Source organism: Martelella sp., assembly GCF_984369615.1.
The window spans coordinates 1-2,306 of record NZ_CFHTCS010000518.1 but is presented as its reverse complement, the minus strand read 5'-3'; the positions used below and the strand labels follow the sequence as shown (position 1 = coordinate 2,306).

The window sequence follows — 2,306 nt, the reverse complement described above, 5'->3', positions numbered from 1 at the left end:
GCCATGATCATCGCGGCCTTCCCGGCCTTTGCCGCCTTCTATGTCTTCGAGCGGCGACGCGAACGGAGGGGCCTGTCGCAGCTTCTGCCGGTCTCGCTGATGCGCAATCACGGCTATCGACTCGGCGGCTTCGTCGCGCTGGTGTTTTACTCGACCCCGGCGGGCCTGTTCATGACCTTCGCGATCTTCCTGCAGCAGGGTTTCGGCTTCACCCCGCTCGAGGCGGGTCTCTCCACCATCCCCTTTCCGCTCGGCGCCTTTCTCTCCGCCTTCACCAACAGCCGCCTGTCCGACCGTTTCCTGAAGGGGCGGATCCTTGCGGCATCGGCAATGATGGCGGCCGGCTATGTGATGCTGTTCTTCGTCGTTCTCGGGGCCGACCGGCATCTCGCCATCCTCGATTTCGCCCCGCCCCTGTTCATCTGCGGCTTTTCGCTCGGCATGACCGCCTCGCCGCTGTTCCAGACGATCCTTGCCGATGTGCCCGGCAGCGATGCGGGCTCTGCCTCCGGCGCGCTGCAGGCCATCCAGCAGGCGGGCAGCGCGCTCGGCATCGCCATTGCCAGCGCCCTGTTCTTCTCCATCATCTCAGCGCGCCAACTGGCGGGCGCGGCGACGGCGGACGCCTATGTCGCCGGCTTTTCCGCCGGCATCGGCTACATGATCTTCGCCATGGCGACGGTGTTTGCCGCCGCGCTGTTCATGCCGGCCGTCAAGCCGTCCGGCGAAAAGCCGGCGCCCGAGGGCATGATGCTCGGCTGACGGGTGGGCCCGCCGACAATTGACATTTCCGCCGTCCTCGCCCAATTGGTGACGGCCCTTCAACCAAGATGCGGAGATCCCATTGGCTTCCAGTCAGACGGAGACCGCGCCGAGCGGCGCGACGACCGAGCAGAACCCGGGCCGCTGGACGGCGCTCGCCGTGCTGCTGTCGGCCGTATTCATGAACATGCTCGATGTCACCATCGTCAATGTGGCGCTGCCGTCGATCCAAGAGGGGCTGAACGCCTCCAACTCCGCCATTGAATGGATCGTCGCCGGCTATGTGCTGATGTTTGCGCTCGCGCTTCTGCCCTTCGGGCGGCTCGGCGATATTGTCGGCAAGAAGTCCATGTTCATCGCCGGCGTCGCCTGTTTCACGCTCGGCTCGGCCCTGTGCGGGCTTTCCCATACCACGCTGATGCTGGTGCTTGCGCGCCTGTTCCAGGGGTTTTCGGCGGCGATGATGACGCCGCAGGTCCTGGCGCTGACGACGGTGATGTTCGCGCCGCACGAGCGCGCCCGCGCCTTCAGCTTCTTCGGCATGATGGCGGGGATCGCGACCGTCAGCGGGCCGATCATTGGCGGCTTTCTCGTCGAGCACAGCCTGTTCGGCCTCGGCTGGCGCGCGATCTTCCTGATCAACCTGCCGATCGGCCTGTTCGCCATCATCGCCGGCGCGAAGCTCGTGCCGTCAACGCCGCGCCGCGCCGATACCCGCAATGACTATCTCGGCATCCTGCTGATCGCATTGGCCATGTTCATGCTGATCTTTCCGCTGGTGGAAGGCCGCACCTTCGGCTGGCCGCTCTGGTGCTTTGCCATGATGGCCGCCGCCTTTCCCGTGCTCCTCGCCTTTGTGCTCTGGGAGCGACGGCAGAATGCCCGCAAGAAGCCGCAGCTTCTCTCGTTTCAGCTGATGAAGAACCGCAACTTCATGGTCGGCGGCTCGATGGCGCTGTTCTTCTTCTCCACGCTTCCTGGCTTCTTCCTTTGCCTCGCGATCTTCCTGCAGGTGGGTTTCGGCTTCTCGGCCCTGAAATCGGGCATGACCACGGTGCCGTTTTCGCTCGGCGTGTTCACCGCGTCGCTGATCAGCGGCCGGATCGGCCATACCTACCTGAAGCCGCGGGTGATCTTCGGCATCGCGCTGCTCGGCGTCGGCATGTTCTGGCTCAGGCTCTATGTGCTCGGCGTCGGCGACGAGGTGTCGCGCTGGGCGCTGTTTGCGCCGCTGATCGTCTCCGGTCTCGGCCTCGGCATTGCCATCGCCTCGATCTTCCAGCTTGTCCTGTCGGGCGTGCCGCATGAGGAGGCGGGATCGGCCTCCGGCGCGCTGCAGGCTGTCCAGCAACTCGGCGGCGCCTTCGGCATCGCCATCGTCAGCGGCATCTTCTTCGCCCGTCTCGGCATTGCGCTGCAGGCGGGCGCCGACAACCACCCGGCCTATGTCAGCGCCTTCGCCATGGCGCTGATCTACAATCTCGCTGCCTATGTAGGGGTTATCGCGCTCGCGCTTCTGCTGCCGGCCGACCGCAAGCCGGGCG

The 2,306-nt window shown here is 65.4% G+C and carries 2 protein-coding genes; both read left to right on the top strand.

The window, feature by feature from the left end; genetic code table 11:
• Nucleotides 1-762 (top strand): MFS transporter (locus AC5DC2_RS23150; protein WP_491700187.1); only part of this gene is annotated, 762 nt, incomplete at its 5' end.
• An 82-nt stretch (nucleotides 763-844) separates the two neighbouring features.
• On the top strand, nucleotides 845-2,306 hold a 1,462-nt coding region (locus AC5DC2_RS23145; RefSeq protein WP_491700186.1), incomplete at its 3' end, for an MFS transporter.